The organism is Sulfitobacter litoralis, assembly GCF_900103185.1.
GTDB classification, from domain to species: Bacteria; Pseudomonadota; Alphaproteobacteria; order Rhodobacterales; family Rhodobacteraceae; genus Sulfitobacter; species Sulfitobacter litoralis.
In genome coordinates, this window is sequence record NZ_FNJD01000013.1 from 37,245 (window position 1) to 53,647 (window position 16,403).

The 16,403-nt window shown below is 59.9% G+C and carries 14 protein-coding genes; 12 read left to right on the forward strand and 2 right to left on the reverse strand.

Annotated elements, in window-relative coordinates; genetic code table 11:
- Window positions 1-84 precede the first annotated feature (84 nt).
- From soxX to BLQ98_RS11520, 8 genes are all read left to right on the forward strand, one after another.
- The gene (gene soxX, locus BLQ98_RS11485; protein WP_093733458.1) at window positions 85-561 is read left to right on the forward strand and encodes a sulfur oxidation c-type cytochrome SoxX; all 477 of its coding nucleotides are present in this window, start codon (window positions 85-87) and stop codon (window positions 559-561) included.
- A gap of 36 nt (window positions 562-597) precedes the next feature.
- Entirely contained in the window at window positions 598-1,017 is a 420-nt protein-coding gene (gene soxY / locus BLQ98_RS11490; RefSeq protein WP_093733459.1) for a thiosulfate oxidation carrier protein SoxY, read from the forward strand.
- 19 nt (window positions 1,018-1,036) lie between these two features.
- Entirely contained in the window at window positions 1,037-1,366 is a 330-nt protein-coding gene (soxZ, locus tag BLQ98_RS11495) for a thiosulfate oxidation carrier complex protein SoxZ (RefSeq protein WP_093733460.1), read from the forward strand.
- 27 nt (window positions 1,367-1,393) lie between these two features.
- Complete coding sequence (gene soxA, locus BLQ98_RS11500) at window positions 1,394-2,248, forward strand: sulfur oxidation c-type cytochrome SoxA (RefSeq protein ID WP_093733461.1); 855 nt, start codon at window positions 1,394-1,396, stop codon at window positions 2,246-2,248.
- Between the two features lie 96 nt (window positions 2,249-2,344).
- Window positions 2,345-4,048 carry a thiosulfohydrolase SoxB gene (soxB, locus tag BLQ98_RS11505; protein ID WP_093733462.1) on the forward strand — a complete coding sequence of 568 codons (1,704 nt, stop codon included), beginning with the start codon at window positions 2,345-2,347 and terminating at the stop codon, window positions 4,046-4,048.
- Window positions 4,049-4,073: 25 nt separating this feature from the next.
- A complete protein-coding gene (gene soxC, locus BLQ98_RS11510; RefSeq protein ID WP_093733463.1) occupies window positions 4,074-5,336 on the forward strand; it encodes a sulfite dehydrogenase in 1,263 nt (420 codons plus the stop codon).
- On the forward strand, window positions 5,320-6,357 hold the full coding sequence (locus tag BLQ98_RS11515) for a c-type cytochrome (protein WP_093733464.1): 1,038 nt from the start codon (window positions 5,320-5,322) through the stop codon (window positions 6,355-6,357). Before soxC ends, BLQ98_RS11515 begins: the two co-directional genes overlap by 17 nt.
- Before the next feature lie 71 nt (window positions 6,358-6,428).
- Window positions 6,429-6,866, forward strand: a complete 438-nt coding sequence (locus tag BLQ98_RS11520; protein WP_093733465.1) for a DUF302 domain-containing protein — start codon at window positions 6,429-6,431, stop codon at window positions 6,864-6,866.
- 15 nt (window positions 6,867-6,881) lie between these two features.
- Here the strand turns inward: BLQ98_RS11520 and BLQ98_RS11525 are convergent, their stop codons facing one another.
- A complete protein-coding gene (locus tag BLQ98_RS11525; protein ID WP_093733466.1) occupies window positions 6,882-7,793 on the reverse strand; it encodes an MBL fold metallo-hydrolase in 912 nt (303 codons plus the stop codon).
- Between the two features lie 106 nt (window positions 7,794-7,899).
- Between BLQ98_RS11525 and BLQ98_RS11530 the strand changes: the two genes are divergently transcribed.
- From BLQ98_RS11530 to BLQ98_RS11545, 4 genes are all read left to right on the forward strand, one after another.
- Entirely contained in the window at window positions 7,900-8,784 is an 885-nt protein-coding gene (locus BLQ98_RS11530) for an MBL fold metallo-hydrolase (protein ID WP_093733504.1), read from the forward strand.
- A gap of 4 nt (window positions 8,785-8,788) precedes the next feature.
- Entirely contained in the window at window positions 8,789-10,516 is a 1,728-nt protein-coding gene (locus tag BLQ98_RS11535; RefSeq protein WP_093733467.1) for a SulP family inorganic anion transporter, read from the forward strand.
- 102 nt (window positions 10,517-10,618) lie between these two features.
- The gene (locus tag BLQ98_RS11540; RefSeq protein ID WP_093733468.1) at window positions 10,619-12,187 is read left to right on the forward strand and encodes a class I adenylate-forming enzyme family protein; all 1,569 of its coding nucleotides are present in this window, start codon (window positions 10,619-10,621) and stop codon (window positions 12,185-12,187) included.
- Between the two features lie 14 nt (window positions 12,188-12,201).
- Window positions 12,202-13,773 carry an acetolactate synthase large subunit gene (locus tag BLQ98_RS11545; RefSeq protein ID WP_244148424.1) on the forward strand — a complete coding sequence of 524 codons (1,572 nt, stop codon included), beginning with the start codon at window positions 12,202-12,204 and terminating at the stop codon, window positions 13,771-13,773.
- A gap of 82 nt (window positions 13,774-13,855) precedes the next feature.
- Here the strand turns inward: BLQ98_RS11545 and BLQ98_RS11550 are convergent, their stop codons facing one another.
- Window positions 13,856-16,300, reverse strand: a complete 2,445-nt coding sequence (locus BLQ98_RS11550; RefSeq protein ID WP_093733470.1) for a mechanosensitive ion channel domain-containing protein — start codon at window positions 16,298-16,300, stop codon at window positions 13,856-13,858.
- Window positions 16,301-16,403: the final 103 nt, after the last annotated feature.

Genomic DNA, 16,403 nt, shown 5'->3' on the forward strand with positions numbered 1-16,403 from the left:
AGAAATTCAAAAAGTTGAATTTATAGTTGCGTCACTTTGGCGCGGGCAGTAGTGTTTTCAAAAGTAATGTCTGTGGGAGGACGCATGAAAGTTTCCGTATTTGCCTTGGTGGCCTCTGTTGGCTTTGCGGCGGCTGCCCATGCGGCCGACGTGATCCCCGGTGACGTGGCCTATGACGACTATGGCGCGGTCGAGCAATCGCTGACCGGCACGCCCGGCAACCCCGAAGAGGGGGCCAAGATCGTGGGCAGCAAAAAGCTTGGCAACTGCATTGCCTGCCACCAGATCAGCGCTTTGCCTGACGTGCCGTGGCAGGGTGAAATCGGCCCGATGCTGGATGGTGCAGGTGACCGCTGGACCGAAGCCGAACTGCGCGGCATTGTTGCCAACGCCAAGATGATGTTCGAAGGGACAATGATGCCCGCCTTTTACAAGGACAGCGGCTATATCCGTCCGGGCAAAGCCTATACCGGCAAGGCAGCCGACGACACGCTGGGGCCTATTCTGGCCGCCCAGCAGATCGAGGATGTCGTGGCTTATCTTGCCACATTGAAAGAGTAAGAGCCCCCGCGCGGGATCTGATCAGGAGTGATGATAATGGAATTTACACGACGTAGTGCGATTGTGATGGGGGCAGGTGCCTTTGCCGCGCTGTTCCTGCCCAAGCTGGCGGTGGCTGCTGCCGGTGACGACGCGATTGCTGCCTTTACCGGTGGCGCTGAGATGGCGGACACAGGTGTGACCCTGACCGCCCCCGAGATTGCGGAAAACGGCAATACCGTCCCGATCGAGGTGGACGCCCCCGGCGCGACCGAAATCCTGGTGCTGGCGCTTGGCAATCCCACGCCGCCCGTGGCGACTTTCAAGTTCGGTCCGCTTGCCGCGACACAGCACGCATCCACACGCATTCGTCTGGCCGGCACACAAGATGTGATCGCCATTGCCAAGCTGGCGGACGGCTCTTTTGCCAAGGCAACCAGTACCATTAAAGTAACAATCGGCGGCTGCGGCGGCTAAGGCTTAGAGGAAGAATATTATGGCATCTGGTGTAAAACCCCGCGTCAAAGTCCCCAAGTCAGCAGCGGCTGGCGAAACCATCACGATCAAGACATTGATCAGCCACAAGATGGAATCCGGTCAACGCAAGGACGGCGACGGCAACACGATCCCGCGGTCGATCATCAACCGTTTTACTTGCGATTTTAACGGTGAGAATGTTGTCGACGTGACGATGGAACCTGCGATCTCGACCAACCCGTATTTCGAATTCGACGCGACAGTGCCCGAAGCGGGGACATTCACTTTCACGTGGTATGACGATGACGGCGATGTCTACGAGGAAACCAAAGACATCACGATCAGCTAAGCGTCCGCATCCTTGGGAGGAACAGGAATGAGCAATTTCACAAAAGGTCTGGGCGTGTGCCTTGCTGCGGTGCTGATGTCGACGGGGGCCTTTGCCGATCCCGTGGATGATACGCTGGTGATCAACGAAGAGATCGACATCGTGACCCGTACTGCCGCACCCGCGCATATGTCGGATGCGGTCGACGAAGTCATGTCAGGCTGGCTGTTTCGCGGCACCGAAACCCGCGCGATGGAAGCAGATGACTTTGACAACCCCGGCATGATCTTTGTGGAACAGGCCGAGGAGGTCTGGAACACCGCCGACGGCGCAGAGGGTAAATCTTGCGCTGATTGTCACGGTGCGTCGTCCGAGATGGCCGGTGTGCGTCCGGTCTATCCAAAGTATGTGGAATCTGCAGGCGAAGTGCGTACGCTTGAAATGCAGATCAACGACTGCCGCGAGAACCGCATGGGTGCGGAAAAGTGGAAATACACGGGCGGGGACATGGTGAACATGACCGCGCTAATTTCCTCTGTGTCGCGCGGGATGCCGGTGAATGTCGCCATCGACGGTCCGGCCCAGTCCACATGGGAGCAGGGCAAGGACATCTATTATACCCGTTTTGGCCAGCTTGAACTGTCCTGCGCGAATTGCCACGAGGACAACTATGGCAACATGATCCGCGCGGATCACCTGAGCCAGGGTCAGATCAACGGCTTTCCAACCTACCGTCTGAAAAACACCAAGTTGAACGCGGTGCAGGCCCGCTTCAAAGGCTGCGTGCGCGACACCCGTGCCGAAACCTTTGCCCCCGGCAGCCCCGAGTTCGTGGCTCTGGAGCTTTATGTAGGCTCACGTGGTAACGGGCTTTCGGTCGAAGGACCCTCTGTCCGCAACTAACCTGAAAAGACCTGTCTTGCTGAGGCGAGGCAGGTTTTTTTCTCACAATGTTATTCAAACATGCGCATATGAATTGCGCGTCGAAAAGGCCAATCTATGATCTCTCGTCGTGATTTTCTTCAGGCTAGTATGGCTGCAACAGCTCTGTATGGTGCGTCTTCTTTTGGCAACTGGGGCAAGCTGGCCGCGCAACAGGCGCTCACGCAGGACAAGCTGCTGGAATTCGACACGTTTGGCAACGTCAGCCTGATCCACGTGACCGACATCCACGCGCAGCTTAAACCGATCTATTTCCGCGAACCGTCGGTGAATATCGGTGTGGGCGAGAACCGCGGGCAGGTGCCGCATGTGACCGGTGCGGATTTCCGCAAGCTTTATGGCATCGCTGATGGCAGCCCGTCGGCTTATGCGCTGACCTATAACGATTTCACAGCTTTGGCGCAGGGCTACGGCAAGATGGGCGGGCTGGACTGCGTGGCGACCGTGGTCAACCAGATCCGCGCCGACCGGCCTGACGCGCTGCTGCTGGATGGCGGCGATACGTGGCACGGCAGCTATACCTGTTATCACACCCAAGGTCAGGACATGGTCAATGTGATGAACGCGCTCAAGCCCGACGCAATGACCTTTCACTGGGAATTCACGCTCGGCTCTGACCGCGTGGCCGAGCTCGTGGAAGGGCTGCCTTTTGCCGCCCTTGGCCAAAACATCTTTGACGCCGAATGGGACGAACCAGCCGAGCTGTTCCCCCCTTACAAGTTCTACGAGACCGGTGGTGTCAAGGTCGCGGTGATCGGGCAGGCGTTCCCTTATATGCCGATTGCCAACCCCGGCTGGATGTTCCCCGAATACTCCTTTGGTATCCGCGACGAACGTATGCAGGAAATGGTAGACGAGGTGCGCGCCAAAGGGGCCGAGCTGGTCGTTTGCCTGAGCCACAATGGATTTGACGTAGATAAGCAGATGGCGGGCGTGGTGACGGGGATCGACGTGATCCTGTCCGGCCACACCCATGACGCGCTGCCCGAGCCTGTGCTGGTGGGCGAGACGATTATCGTGGCGTCAGGGTCGAACGGCAAATTCGTCAGCCGCGTCGATCTAGATGTGCAGAACGGCCGTATGATGGGGTTCCGGCACAAGCTGATCCCGATCTTCTCGGATGTGATTGCACCTGATCCCGCGATGACCGCATTGATCGACGAACAGCGTGCGCCTTACCTTGACCAACTGACCGAGGTGATCGGCACCACCGCAGAGGACACGCTGCTGTACCGGCGTGGCAACTTCAACGGCACGTGGGATGACCTGATTTGCGACGCACTGCTGTCCGAGCGCGAGGCCGATATCGCGCTGAGCCCGGGTGTGCGGTGGGGGCCGTCGATCCTGCCGGGACAGGACATCACGCGCGAGGACATCTTTAACGTCACCTCCATGACCTACCCCGAAGCCTACCGGACCGAGATGACCGGTGAATTCCTGCATATCGTGCTGGAAGACGTGGCCGACAACTTGTTCAACCCCAATCCCTATTACCAGCAGGGGGGCGATATGGTGCGCACAGGTGGGCTTGGCTACCGCATTGATGTGACCCAACCCCAAGGCAGCCGCATCACCGAACTAACCTTGCTGAAAACCGGCGAACGCATTGATCCGGCCAAGTCTTATCAGGTCGCGGGATGGGCCAGTGTGAACGAAGGCACCGAAGGCCCTCCGATCTGGGATGTCGTGGAAAACCACATTCGCAAGCAGGGCACGGTGTCGCTGGACCCCAACACCAGCGTCAGCGTCAAAGGCGCGTAACACGGCAGCACGGGAGGGCAGCGCCATGGCACCACGTAAGAAAACAAACAGACGGGCCTTTTTGCGCGGCGCGGCGACGGCCAGCCTCGGGGCAATGGCCGCACGCGGTGCTACGGCGCAAGCGCCGGACCCGTTGATCACCGACCCTCAACCTTGGGCGCAGGGACTGGGCGACGGTGTCGATGTTACCCCCTACGGCTTGCCGATCCGGTTCGAAGACGATGTGGTGCGGCGCAATGTGCCCTGGCTGACGGCGGATACCATCAGCTCGATCAATTTTACGCCGATCCATGCGCTTGACGGCACGATCACCCCGCAGGGCTGCGCTTTTGAACGGCACCATTCGGGCGCGATTGAACTGTCAAAGCAGGACTATCGCCTGATGTTGAATGGGCTGGTGGACCGCCCGCTGGTGTTCACCTACGCCGATCTGGAACGCTTTCCGCGCGAAAACCATGTGTATTTCTGTGAATGCGCCGCCAATTCGGGGATGGAATGGGCTGGCGCGCAGTTGAACGGTGCGCAGTTCACGCACGGCATGATCCACAACATGGAATACACCGGCGTGCCCCTGCGCCTGCTGCTAGAGGAAGCAGGCTATGACACCGCAGGCAAGTGGGTCTACGTCGAGGGGGCGGATGCCTCGTCAAACGGGCGGTCGATCCCGATGGACAAGGCGCTTGATGACGTGCTGGTCGCATTCAAGGCCAATGGCGAGGCGCTGCGCAAGGAACACGGTTATCCCGTGCGATTGGTCGTGCCGGGCTGGGAGGGCAACCTGTGGGTCAAATGGCTGCGCCGGATAGAGGTCACGGACGCGCCGGTAGAGAGCCGCGAGGAAACCTCGAAATATACCGATACGCTGGCCGATGGCACCAGCCGCAAATGGACGTGGGAGATGGACGCCAAATCCGTCATCACAGCGCCAAGTCCGCAATCGCCAGTCCCGCATGGGGCGGGGCCTTTGGTGATCACGGGGCTGGCATGGTCGGGGCGCGGTGCGATCACCCGCGTGGATGTCTCCACGGATGGCGGGGCCTCGTGGCAGACAGCGCGGCTGGCGCAGCCGGGTACGCCCATGGCCCTGACCCGCTTTTATCTGGATGTGCAGTGGGACGGCGCAGAGATGCTGCTGCAATCGCGCGCGATGGATGACACCGGCTATGTCCAGCCGACTAAAACCCAGCTGCGCGATGTGCGGGGGCTGAACTCTATCTACCACAACAACGGCATCCAGACGTGGTGGCTGCACAAGGACGGGAGCGTTGAAAATGTCGAAGTATCTTAAGGCCATCGCCCTGTGTTTGGGCGTATCGGTTATGGCGCTGCCCGTGGATGCGGCCCCCTACGGGTTAGGTCGCGCAGCGCTGCCCGAGGAAATCGCGGCGTGGGATATCGATGTGCACCCCGATGGAAGCGATCTGCCGCAAGGGCAGGGGGATGCCCTCACGGGGGAGGACATCTTTACCGAGAAATGCGCTGCCTGCCATGGGGACTTTGCCGAGGGGCGCGGAAACTGGCCAGCCTTGGCGGGCGGACAAGACACGCTTGCTGATGCCGATCCAGTGAAAACGGTGGGGTCATACTGGCCGCATCTATCGACGAGTTTCGACTATATCCGCCGGTCCATGCCTTACGGCGATGCAGGGACGCTGACAGTGGACGAGGTCTATAGCATCGTGGCCTATATCCTGTATTCCAACGATCTGGTGGACGAGGATTTCGTGCTGACGCAGGATAACTTTACCTCGGTCGAGATGCCCAATGCTGACGGTTTTATCCGTGACGACCGCGAAACCGCAGAGCTTGCCCAATGGCGCGCCGAACCCTGTATGACCGACTGCAAAGACGGCGTTGAGGTGACCATGCGGGCGCTGTCGCTGGATGTGACGCCCAAGGATGAGGTCCCGGATACGGCGACCGATACAGCACAGCCAGAGACACCCGTAGTGGCCAAGGACGCGCCGAAAGAGGCCTCCGTCGACCCGGAATTGCTTGCCGATGGCGAGCTGGTGTTTCGCAAATGCAAAGCCTGCCACCAACTGGGCGAGCGGGCGAAGAACCGCGCGGGTCCGGTGCTGAACGGGATCGTTGATGCGCCTGCGGGGCAGGTCGACGGGTTCAAATATTCGCGTGCACTGACGGCGCAAGCCGACGAAGGATTGGTCTGGACACCCCAGACGCTTGACGCCTTCCTGACCTCGCCACGCGGGTTCATGAAGGGGACCAAGATGGGGTTTGCGGGTCTGAAAAGCGATGCCGAGATCGAGGCAGTGATCGCCTATCTCAAGAGCTTTCCGGCGCCTTGATCCTGCGCCCGATTGGCGGAATGACCTTTCGGTGCTACACTAAGGGCGTGCCCGTCGCGAAAGGACAGAGTATGAAACCGATGCTTATTGCCGCCGCCCTTTGCCTAAGTGCGGCCCCGCTGGCCGCGCAGGATCAGGCGGTGACCTACCCTTATGACGGCAGCTTTGACGATGCGACATTCGCGGTCGAGAACGCGATTGTCGGCAAGGGGCTGGTGATTGATCACGTCAGCCACACCGGCGAAATGCTGGCCCGCACAGCTCGGGATGTTGGCAGCGACGTAGAGATTTTCCGCGCGGCGGATGTGTTTTTATTCTGCTCTGCCGTGGTGTCTCGCAAGATGATGGAGGCAGATCCGATGAACATCGCCCATTGTCCCTACAGTATCTTTGTCACGGATATCGAGGGTGAAGTCTCTGTCGGCTACCCGACCTATCCTGACGGCCCGATGCAAGAGGTCCAGAGCTTGCTGGACGAGATCACGCAAAGCGCGCTTGACGGATTTTGAGCGCCGTCTGGGTGCTTAGGCGACGGGGATAAACGCGTAACCTTCGGCGCTTTTGTCGATGCGCCCCATACCGCCCTGCCCAAGGTGAAACCCTACAATCGGCATTTGTGAAGCGGCAAGATCGCCGATCAATCCGACCCGCGTACGCGCGGCCTGTTGCGGGTTCTGGTCTGATGGTACCTCCCAAGACGGGCGGGCCAGCGCGATATGGTCATTGCCGATGGCATCGCCCACGATCATCGCTGCACTGTTACCGGCGCGCACTTCGAATGACATATGTCCGGGCGTGTGCCCCGCCGTCAGCCGCGCCCCGACGCCGGGTAGGACCTCTGCCCCGTCGGTAAAAAACTGCGTCCGTTCTGCAATGACCTCTAGCCGGCGTGCCGCGCCCACGGCAAAGGACTGGCGGGCGCTGCCGATGGTGCTGACGGTGTTGGGGTCGGTCCAATGTGCCCATTCTTCCTGGCCCATATGATAGCTGGCGTTGGCGAACAACGGGTCGTCGAAATCATCCAGCACGCCCCACAGATGGTCGGGATGGCCGTGGGTGAACACGACATCCGTGATCTCTTCGGGGGCAACGCCAAGGGCATCGAGCGTGTCAGGCAGCTTGCCTGCGCTTGGCATAAAGGCCGATCCTGCGCCCGTGTCGAACAACACGGTACGTCCGTTACCGCGCAGCAGACTGAGGTTGCAAGGTGGGGTCAGCGGATCATAGGGTTGGCCAAGGGCTTGCAGCACCGGCATCAGATCATCCTTGGGCAGTCCCTCAAACGCAAAACTGCCGGGCAGCTCTAGGTGGCCGTCGCTGACAACATCCAGCGTCATCTCTGCGATGGTGATGCGCGCGAGGGCGGGGTGGGCCAGACCGGTCAAGGCGAATGTCGCAGCGCTTTGCTGCAAGAAACTGCGTCGATCAAGTCTCATAATCCGCTTCCCTCGCTAAGAATTCCATAGTATGAATATGTTTGACTCGAAGACTGATGGCAAGCCTGCATTTCAGGCCGGCCAAACGCAAGTGGAGCGGATGACAATGACTGAGTACCCTGTAAATATGGATGTCACCCCTATCGTGTCGGGGCATTTTGATCCGGTGACCAATACGATCAGCTATATTGTCCGCGATCCGGATTCCAACGCCTGTGCGATCATCGATTCAGTTATGGATATCGACTATGCCGCCGGACGGATCACCTATGACCACGCGGACAAGCTGATTGCCGAGGTTGAAGCGCAGGGCCTTGCGTTGGAGTGGATCATAGAGACCCATGTCCACGCCGACCACCTGTCTGCCGCGCCCTACATCCAGCAAAAGCTGGGGGGCAAAATCGGCGTCGGAGAGCAGATCATGACCGTGCAGGACACCTTTGGGAAAGTGTTCAACGAAGGCACCGAATTCCAGCGCGACGGGTCGCAGTTCGATGCGTTGTTCAAGGACGGCGACCGCTACAGCGTTGGCGGTATGGCATGTTTCGCGATGTACACCCCCGGCCATACGCCCGCCTGTATGGTGCATGTCATGGGCAACGCGGCCTTCACGGGCGATACGCTTTTCATGCCCGACGGTGGCTCTGCCCGCGCGGATTTCCCAGGTGGCGACGCCGGAGAGCTGTATGACAGCATCCAAAAGGTCTTGGCCTTGCCCGAAGATATGCGCCTGTTCATGTGCCACGACTATGGCCCCAACGGTCGCGATATACAGTGGGAGACCACGGTGGGCGACGAGAAGGCGCATAACATCCACGTGGGCGGCGGTAAAACCCGCGCCGAATTCATTGCCTTTCGCACCGAACGTGACGCGCAGCTTGCCATGCCGAAACTGATCATCCCGTCGCTTCAGGTGAACATGCGTGCAGGGCATATGCCGCGCGACAAGGATGGAAATTTAATGCTCAAGGTGCCGGTGAACGGGTTGTAAGCGGGTGCGTATTCCTGTCGCTGTCCGCCGCTATTTGCCAGTCCTCGACTGGGGGCGCGACTATGACAAGTCGGCTTTGTCCAATGATCTGATGGCGGCGGTGATCGTCACCATCATGCTGATCCCGCAGTCTCTCGCGTATGCCTTGTTGGCCGGACTGCCGCCCGAGGCGGGGCTTTATGCGTCCATCGTGCCGATCCTGCTCTATGCGGTGTTTGGGACCAGCCGTGCGCTGGCGGTGGGGCCTGTGGCGGTGGTGTCGCTGATGACGGCGGCTGCCTTGGGCAATATCGCCGATCAGGGCACGATGGGCTATGCCCTCGCAGCGCTGACGCTGGCGTTGCTGTCGGGTGTGATGCTTCTGGTGATGGGGGTGTTCAAGCTGGGGTTTCTGGCGAACTTCCTGTCACACCCCGTCATCTCGGGGTTTATCACCGCCTCAGGCGTGATCATTGCGGCCAGCCAGATCAAGCACCTTCTGGGCATTGATGCCTCGGGCGGCAATCTTGCAGAGCTGCTGATGTCGATTTGGGGCAATCTGGGCAATGTGAACTGGACGACGGTCTCCATCGGCGTGTCAGCGACGCTGTTCCTGTTCTGGGTGCGCAAGGGGCTCAAGCCGTTTTTACGTGCCCGCGGCGTCGGCCCGCGGGCGGCGGATGTGGCGACCAAGGCAGGGCCGGTGGCGGCTGTTGTGGTCACGACGCTAGCGGTCTGGTTCTTTGATCTCGCGGGGCAGGGCGTCAAAATTGTGGGCGCTGTCCCGCAAAGCCTGCCGCCGCTGACGATGCCGGATCTGTCGTTCGACCTGATGGGCAACCTGCTGCTGCCCGCGTTCCTGATCTCTGTCATCGGGTTTGTGGAATCGATATCGGTCGCTCAGACCCTTGCCGCAAAGAGGCGGCAGCGCATCAATCCGGACCAAGAGCTGATCGGGCTGGGGGCCGCGAATATCGGGGCGGCGTTTACCGGCGGCTATCCGGTCACGGGCGGTTTCGCGCGGTCGGTAGTCAATTTTGACGCAGGGGCCCAGACACCGGCGACGGGGGCCTATACCGCCGTGGGGCTGGCCATTGCCGCATTGGCGCTGACGCCGCTGGTGTTCTTTCTACCGCAAGCGACACTGGCCGCGACGATCATTGTTGCTGTCCTGACGCTGGTTGATTTTACGATTTTGAAAAAGTCGTGGTCCTATTCCAAATCCGATTTCGCGGCCGTTCTGACCACCATGCTGATCACTTTGGGCAGCGGAGTCGAACTGGGGGTCACCTGCGGGGTGGTCCTTTCGATCTTCCTGCATCTTTATAAGACCACCAAACCCCATATTGCCGAGGTGGGCCTGGTGCCTGGCACCGAACACTTTCGAAATATCAACCGCCACGACGTCGAAACCTGCCCGACCGTGCTGACCCTACGCATCGACGAGAGCCTGTATTTCGCCAACGCGCGTTTCCTTGAGGACTGCATCTATGACCGTTTGGCCGGAGATACCTGCCTGCGCCACGTGGTACTGATGTGCTCTGCCATCAACGAGATCGACTTTAGCGCGCTGGAATCGCTCGAGGCGATCAACACAAGGCTGCGGGATATGGGAATCAAGCTGCACCTGTCCGAGGTCAAAGGCCCCGTTATGGATCGCCTGAAAAAGCAGCACTTCATCTCCGATTTGACAGGCAGCGTGTTCCTGTCCCAGCATGAGGCCTATGTCGCCTTGGGAAAAGTTGCCGCATAGTCACCCATAGTTTGCAAGTTTCTGATTGATCGTTACAACTGCTGTCAGGGGCTGCGGAACGGCGTTCCGCAGCGGGGAGAGAACTATTTCAGGACAGTTGATATGATACCGATCAATCCGCCGGCACCGGCAAACACACCCACGCAAACCATCGTCGAGGTCGTGCGAGGCAACGCCAAAGCGCATCCGGACAAACCCGCGCTGGTCTGTGACGGAAAAACCGTCAGCTGGGGAGCGTTCGACCAGCGCATCAACAAGATCGCCAATCTGCTGCTGTCGCTGGGGGTGGGCAAGGGCGATAACATCGCAATCATCTCTCCCAATTCCATTCCTTATGCAGAGCTGTTCATGGGCATCTTGCGGGCGGGGGCCTGTGTGACACCGCTGTCTACGATGGCGTCGCCCGATGCGCTGCAAAAGATGCTGACCGATTGCGGGGCGCGTGCGATCTTTGTCGCGGCGCAATACCTTGAATTGGTCGACGGGTTTATTGCTGATCTGGATCTGGCACGGTTTGCCATTGATTTTGACCACCCCGCGTTCGACCCCTATGAAGCGGCGGTCGCCGCGGCGTCTGACACCGACCCCGAAATCAAGACCGAGATGTCGGATGCGTTCAACCTGATCTACTCCTCGGGCACAACGGGGACGCCCAAGGGCATCTTGCACAATCACTGGATGCGGTCGGCGCAGATGGATCGTGTGTCGCCCAACGGATACGACGATAATGCGCGTACTCTGCTGTCGACACCGCTTTATTCCAACACGACGATCGTGTCGTTCCTGCCCACGCTTTACGGCGGCTCCACAGTGTATCTGATGCCGAAATTCGACGCGCGTGGGTATCTCGAGATTGTGCAGCGTGAAAAGATAACCCACACGATGCTGGTGCCTGTGCAGTACAAACGGATCATGGATGTGCCCGATTTTGACCAGTTTGACCTGTCGTCGATGCAGGTCAAATTCTCGACCTCCGCGCCGCTGCGGGCCGAGGTCAAAGCGGACGTGCTGGCGCGGTTCCCCGGTAAGTTGCTTGAATACTATGGCCTGACCGAAGGGGGCGGGGTCACAGTGCTGAATTCTGCCGAACATCCCGACAAATTGCATACGGTGGGCCAGACTGCGCCGGGCAATGAAATTCGGCTGATTGACGAGACCGGCAAAGAGGTCCCCAAGGGCGAGGTGGGAGAGATTTGCGGCCGTGGTCCAACGATGATGGCGGGCTATTTCGGGCGCGATGATCTGACGGCGGATTACATCTGGCGTGACGAAGCGGGCAACGTCTTCTTCCGCTCGGGTGATATGGGGCGCTTTGACGACGACGGCTTTCTGATCCTGTCGGACCGCAAGAAAGATATGATCATCTCGGGCGGGTTGAACATCTATGCTGACGATCTCGAGCTGGTGCTGCTGGCGGACCCAGATGTGATTGATGCCGCCGTGATCGGTGTGCCGTCTGAGGCATGGGGTGAAACGCCTTATGGTTTGGTTGTGCTGCGCGAAGGGGCGACGCGTTCGGGCGATGACGTTTGCGCGGATGCCAATGCCAAACTAGGCAAAAGCCAGCGTCTGTCGGCGGTGGAACTGCGCGGCGAACTGCCGCGCAGCTCTATCGGGAAAATTCTCAAGAAAGAATTGCGTGCGCCTTTCTGGGCGGCGGTCTCTGCGTGAACAAGGAAAAACTCATGAACGATCAAACGGATACGGACAAGATGAACGGCGCGGATAGCCTTGTGCAGACGCTGCTCGATAGCGGGCTCGACACCTGTTTCACCAACCCCGGTACGTCGGAAATGCACTTTGTTGCTGCGCTGGATCACGTGCCCGGCATGCGGTCGATCCTTGTCCTGCAAGAGGGCGTGGCGACGGGGGCGGCGGATGGCTATTACCGTATGGCCGGCAAGCCCGCCTGCACCCTGCTGCACCTTGGGCCGGGTCTGGCCAACGGGTTGTCGAACCTACACAACGCAAAAAAGGCCGGGTCCGGCGTGGTGAACATCGTCGGCGAACATGCGGTCACGCATATCGAGCTGGACGCGCCGCTGACCTCTGACATCGAAGGGATCGCGCGGCCCGTGTCGCATTGGGTGCATACATCGCTGTCGGCGGCGGATGTGGGCGCGGATGCAGCCCGTGCCGTGCAGGCGGCGAATGTGGCACCGGGGCAGGTGGCGACGCTGATGCTGCCCAGTGATACCGCCTGGAACGAGGGCGGAACCGTCGCGCCCGCGCTTGAACCCGCAGTGCGCCCCGCCTTTGACGCGGCCGCGCTGGCGGAAGCCGTCGCCGCGCTGTCCGGTCCCGACAGCTTGCTGTTGTTGGGCGGTGCCGCGCTCAGCGCCGAGATGCTGGAGGTCGCAGGGCGGATCGCGGCAAAGACAGGCTGCAAATTGCTAAGCGAATGGGCCAATGCGCGGCAGGAACGCGGGGCGGGTCGTGTGGTGGTCAACCGCGTGCCTTATCCGATTGATCAAGCGCTAGAGACATTGGCCCCGTTCAAACGCATCGTTCTGGTGGGCGCGCGCGCGCCGGTCGGTTTCTTTGCCTACCCAAACAAGCCCGCCATCCTGACCGCCGAAGGCACGCAGATTACCAATCTGTGCACCACTGGTCAGGATATCGAAGCGGCACTGGCAGCGCTTTGCAGCGGGGCTGACGCGACGGGCACCGCGCCTGCGCATGTGGCAGAGGCATCGACGCCGGACAAACCCAGCGGCCCGCTGGAACCCGGCGGCATCGCGCAAGCCTTGGCGCGCAGTATCCCCGAGGATGCGATTATCGTCGACGAGGCGATTACCACAGGCCGCGCATTCTTCCCCGCAACGGCAGGCGCCCCGAAACACACCTGGGTGAACAACTGCGGCGGGTCCATCGGCTATGGCATGCCCGTGGCGATTGGGGCAGCGGTGGCATGCCCTGACCGCAAGGTGATGGCGTTGGTTGGCGATGGCAGCGCGATGTACACGGTGCAGGCGCTTTGGACGATGGCGCGCGAGGGGCTGGACATCACCATCGTGATCTTCGCCAACCGCGTCTATAAGATCCTGCGCGGCGAGCTGACCAACGTTGGTGTCAGCAATGCGGGGCCCAAGGCGATGGATATGCTGTCGCTTGACCAACCAACGCTCGAATTCGCGCAGATGGCAAAGTCGATGGGCGTGGAGGCAACGCAGGTCAGCGATTGCGAAGCGCTGGAGCTGGCGATCGAGACAGGGCTGGCACATAAAGGCCCGTATCTGATCGAAGCGGTGATGTAGCGCCCGCGAAGACTATCCGATACAAAAAGGCCCCCGATCAGCGCTGATCGGGGGCCTTTTTTATCTCAGTCATCCGCGTCTGTTAGCGGTCTGCGCCACCGTCGCCGTCGGCATCGTCGCTGTCGGGCACATCATCCGCCTTGATCGGCTTGGACACCGTCTTGGCCTTTTTGGGGCCCTTATCGGCATCTTGGGCTGCGGGGCCTTCGATCTTGAACGGCTGAGTGGTGCCGTCCTTGTTCTCGCCCAGCCAAATAGTTTGCTGTGGGAAGGGGATTTCGATCCCACGCTCGTCAAAGACCGTCTTGAGATAACCGTTGTACATGCGCCCGATGCCCCATTGCTTGCCCGGATCGGTCTTGATCCGCACGCGCAGCACCACGGCGCTGTCGCCAAGCGACTGCACGCCGAACCATTCCAGCTCTCCCATGATGCTATTTGCGATCTCGGGCTCGTTCTCCATCATCCGGTCATAGGCATCAAACATGGCCTGTTTGGCCTCTTCGACATTCTCGCGGTAAGCGATGCCCATGTCACACACCGTATATGCAAAGCCGCGCATATAGTTGCTGACCACATCCACGGTCGAGAAGGGGATCATGTGGAACACCCCTTGCACATCGCGCAGGGAAACGGACCGCACTGACAGCTTTTCGACCGTGCCTGTGGTGCCGCCCACGGTGATCACATCGCCGACGTTGATGACGTTCTCGAACTGGATGAACACACCGGTGATGATGTCTTGCACCATCTTTTGAGCGCCAAAACCAATGGCCAGACCTAACACCCCAGCAGACGCCAGCAGTGGCCCGATATCCAGCCCGATTTCGCTAAGCACGAACATCAGCGTCAGGATGATCAGCGCAATGGTCGCCGCATTGCGCAGCAACGTCAGCAAGGTGGTTTCCCGCGAGGTCGGCACAGCGCCGTATTCAGGGTTCAGCTTGTAGTCAACAAAGGATGTCAGCGCGAGCCAGATGCCGAAGGCCACGGTCAGGATCAACCCAACAGAGATCAGCGCCTTGGTGACCGCCAGACCGACCTGACCCTCAAGCCAGCTGCGCATGTCGATCATGCCAATCACGTCCAGTGTAAAGAACAGCACGCAGATCAGCAGGAAAAGACGCAATGTGCTAAAGGCACGCGGGACAAACGTGTTGATACGGCGTTCAAGCAGCGGCAGTTTGGCGTTCACGTCATCGGGCAAAGAGATACCACGGTGCACGGCCTGCGCCAACCAGCCCGACAGCAGGGCTGCAATGATAATCGCGGCCAAAATCTTGCCCGACCCAACAATCGCCTCGAGCGTCACATCAGCAGGCTGGGTCATCAGGACGATGAACATTACCGCAATATATGTCAGTGCAACCCAATGCCAGATGCCGGCAAGCCCATGCAGAATACGAGCGATGAACCCGCGCCGTGCCTTGGCGATGGTGGCCGGGTCGACACCCTCTGCCGCCGTCGCCTCAACGGGATCTGCTTCGCTTTGAAGCCAGCGGGTAACGGCCTTGCGGCGGCGCAGCACGATATAGACGAGGTACAGCAGTACCATCACCGACAGCAGTGCCGAAACGCCTGCACCCGCAGCCACGTTGACGCTTTGATTGACGATCGGCACGACAAGCAGCTGGCCATACCCCAGCAGGCTGACCACGACGCTTAGGTACCGGGTCAGCGATTTGGCGGCCGCATCTCCTACGGGCACGAGCCGCAGCCCCGAGGCGACGGGCGACAGGAAGGACCGGATGATGACTTTGGTCATCTCGACCAGCAGAAAGGCATTCAGATACATCGACTGACGGATGCCGATCTGGCCGGCTTCGCCCACGGCGAGGATGGTAATCAGATAGCCCGCAGCCCAGGCCACAATGACGATAAACGCGTCCAGCAGGTTCGACCCCAGAAACAGACCGATAGAGCGGAAGATGCCGACGTTTTCAGCCGTTCGGCCCATACGGGCATACAGCCCGCGTGCCAGATAGCGCAGCACCAGAAACAAGACAACGGTGATCGCAATCACCACCAACAGGCCGGGCAGGGCGTCTAGTAAGACCGATAGCTCTGATCCGCTAAGGCCGGAGAACACGCCGCCGCCGCCTTCGATCGCGGTCCAGAACGACGTAAGCGTGTTCACCGTGTCTTGCCCGATCTGCTGGGTAATCAGCGCGATCTGCCGCCCGACTGACACACCTTCGGCATCGGCCGCAGCGGTGATGGTTTCAATCGCGGGGTTCTCGTCGCCCGCAGGGTTGCCCGAGGCGTCCAGCGATTTTTCAAGGTCCGCGATCAGCGCCGCACGCGCGTCGTCATCTTTCAGAACCTCAAGCAGGCTATCCAGCGGTGCCTTCGCTACGGCATCAGGCGCCGCTTCGGTCGTTTCTTTGTCAGAGGACCCGCCCCCCATAAACAGGGACTGCGCCTGTACCGCGAGGGGGGAGAGCGTCAGAAACACCGCCATCAAAAGGCTCGCGATGAATTGTAGCCACCCTCGGGTTGGTATCGCGCTTTTTCCGGTTCCTGACATGGGGGCCTCTTTCGACATTTCTAAATTACGCTACGAGATAGGGGAATGATCCCTATTTCCACTGTTTTGTGCTTATGGGTGGTCTTGAACGCAAAGAAAACCC

Bases quoted from the DNA above. Each gene is read 5' to 3' on its own strand.
- BLQ98_RS11525 (WP_093733466.1), bottom strand. From the start codon at position 7,793: ATGAGACTTGATCGACGCAGTTTCTTGCAGCAAAGCGCTGCGACATTC.
- BLQ98_RS11550 (WP_093733470.1), bottom strand. From the start codon at position 16,300: ATGTCAGGAACCGGAAAAAGCGCGATACCAACCCGAGGGTGGCTACAA.
- BLQ98_RS11515 (WP_093733464.1), top strand. From the start codon at position 5,320: ATGTCGAAGTATCTTAAGGCCATCGCCCTGTGTTTGGGCGTATCGGTT.
- soxC (WP_093733463.1), top strand. From the start codon at position 4,074: ATGGCACCACGTAAGAAAACAAACAGACGGGCCTTTTTGCGCGGCGCG.
- soxZ (WP_093733460.1), top strand. From the start codon at position 1,037: ATGGCATCTGGTGTAAAACCCCGCGTCAAAGTCCCCAAGTCAGCAGCG.
- BLQ98_RS11520 (WP_093733465.1), top strand. From the start codon at position 6,429: ATGAAACCGATGCTTATTGCCGCCGCCCTTTGCCTAAGTGCGGCCCCG.
- soxB (WP_093733462.1), top strand. From the start codon at position 2,345: ATGATCTCTCGTCGTGATTTTCTTCAGGCTAGTATGGCTGCAACAGCT.
- soxY (WP_093733459.1), top strand. From the start codon at position 598: ATGGAATTTACACGACGTAGTGCGATTGTGATGGGGGCAGGTGCCTTT.
- BLQ98_RS11545 (WP_244148424.1), top strand. From the start codon at position 12,202: ATGAACGATCAAACGGATACGGACAAGATGAACGGCGCGGATAGCCTT.
- BLQ98_RS11540 (WP_093733468.1), top strand. From the start codon at position 10,619: ATGATACCGATCAATCCGCCGGCACCGGCAAACACACCCACGCAAACC.
- soxX (WP_093733458.1), top strand. From the start codon at position 85: ATGAAAGTTTCCGTATTTGCCTTGGTGGCCTCTGTTGGCTTTGCGGCG.
- soxA (WP_093733461.1), top strand. From the start codon at position 1,394: ATGAGCAATTTCACAAAAGGTCTGGGCGTGTGCCTTGCTGCGGTGCTG.
- BLQ98_RS11530 (WP_093733504.1), top strand. From the start codon at position 7,900: ATGACTGAGTACCCTGTAAATATGGATGTCACCCCTATCGTGTCGGGG.